The sequence below is a fragment of the Bartonella sp. AA18HLJMS genome (assembly GCF_042197245.1).
Classification (GTDB): domain Bacteria; phylum Pseudomonadota; class Alphaproteobacteria; order Rhizobiales; family Rhizobiaceae; genus Bartonella.
The window spans coordinates 1-1,677 of the sequence record NZ_JBHIRP010000034.1 but is presented as its reverse complement, the minus strand read 5'-3'; the positions used below and the strand labels follow the sequence as shown (position 1 = coordinate 1,677).

The following is a 1,677-nucleotide window of genomic DNA, read 5'->3' as shown; positions in this document are numbered from 1 at the left end:
CCCATTTGGGCACATGCCAATGAGTTTGCTTGTTCAGCGGCTTATGCCATTGCTTGTTCTGCTTCTCAAATATGGGTTGCTCGCACGGGTGTTGTAGGCTCGATTGGGGTTGTTTGCGCCCATCTTGACCAATCCCGTGCAGATGAAAAACACGGGCATAAATGGACCTTTGTCTTTGAAGGTGATCACAAAACCCATGGCAACCCTCATGAACCCTTGAGCGATACAGCACAGATAAAAATGCAAGCCGATTGCGCCCTGCTCTACGAGATGTTTGTCGATTTGGTGGCGCAAAACAGACGCTTAAATGCTGCTGCAATTCGTGACACAAAAGCAGAAACTTTTATAGGCACCCAAGCGATCACGCTTGGATTAGCAGATGCGCAGGGCACTCTTGCGCAAGCTTTGGAAGCCTTAACGGATTCCATATCACAAAACCCAACATCAACAGAAAAAGAAGGACAAAACACATGGCACGCACACAATACCGCGCTGAAGAAGAGGATGACGAAAAGATCGTCGACATCATCAATGACGAGGAAGAGGACGAAGACGATAGTGACATCGACAAAAACGCCGAAATCTTTGACGACGAAGAAAACGAAGATGAAGATGAAGACAATGAGGACAAGCAGGAAAACATAAAAGCTGCTCTTGAAAAAGAAAGAAAGCGCGCAAAAGCACTAACAACCCTTGAAAGGCAAGCAAAGCACTTAGGCGTTTCTTTTGACGCAGCAAAAGCTATTCAAAACGGTATGAGTCTCGAGAAAGCACGCCAATGTGTGTTGACGGCTGCTAGCTCTCAAAGCGCGTCTTTAAAAGTCTCGCCTTATACCCCTCATAGTGATGGGACGAGCAAGGCAAAGATTTATGCAAAATGGGAAGCAGCTTGGAGGGCAGTGAAATGACGAATATTATTTATGACGACGTACGCAATGGCGCTTATCTTGGACCCTACGACCCCGATATGTCAAATGAAGAAGTGCTGTTTGCATCAGGAGCATTCATTGAAGCTGGAACTGTCATGGGAAAGATAACCGCAACGGAACACTATGTCCCCCTTAATCCAGCAGCATCAGATGGCAGTCAAACACCGGCAGGGATTTCTTTTGCCACTATTGACGCAACAGAAGCAGATCAACGTGCCGTAATTACAGCACGCTTATGCACTGTAAAAGCTTCTGAATTGCTATGGCCAGATGCCATCACGGATGAGCAAAAGAAAGCAGCCATTCAGTCTTTAGAAGACCATAACAACATTCTATTGCGATAGGAGAATGCACACATGGACATGAATTTTTTTAAACATGATGCTTTCTCAAGCATCACAATGATGAAAGCCATCGAAAACTATGAGTTTCAACCTGGTCTTGTAAGTTCTCTTAATCTTTTTGAAGAAGTTGAAACCAGTACCACGGTGGTTGGTATTGAACGGCGTGATAATACATTTTCGCTTATTCAAACCAGTGAACGTGGCGCACCTTTGGCAGAAGGTGATAGAGAGGGTCGTAATCTTCGGTTTTTCAAAACAACACGGATTGCCAAAAGTGATACCGTGAAATCAGAAGAAATCCAAAACCGTCGTGAATTTGGGACAGAAGATCAGTTAGAGACAGCAATGAAATATATTGCCAGAAAACAAAAGAAACTGATTTCTGAAATAGAATTGACATGGGA

At 44.4% G+C, this 1,677-nt stretch carries 4 protein-coding genes; all 4 read left to right on the top strand.

The annotated features are described in order from the left end of the window. Positions 1-645, top strand: a 645-nt coding sequence (locus ACFINW_RS09300; RefSeq protein ID WP_375674235.1) for a S49 family peptidase, incomplete at its 5' end; no start/stop codon positions are given. Further along, the gene (locus tag ACFINW_RS09295) at positions 528-908 is read left to right on the top strand and encodes a hypothetical protein (protein ID WP_375674238.1); all 381 of its coding nucleotides are present in this window, start codon (positions 528-530) and stop codon (positions 906-908) included. The genes ACFINW_RS09300 and ACFINW_RS09295, both read left to right, overlap by 118 nt. Further along, entirely contained in the window at positions 905-1,273 is a 369-nt protein-coding gene (locus ACFINW_RS09290; protein ID WP_375613995.1) for a head decoration protein, read from the top strand. The genes ACFINW_RS09295 and ACFINW_RS09290 overlap by 4 nt, the downstream gene beginning before the upstream one ends. Positions 1,274-1,285: 12 nt before the next feature. After that, on the top strand, positions 1,286-1,677 hold a 392-nt coding region (locus ACFINW_RS09285; RefSeq protein WP_375674234.1), incomplete at its 3' end, for a major capsid protein.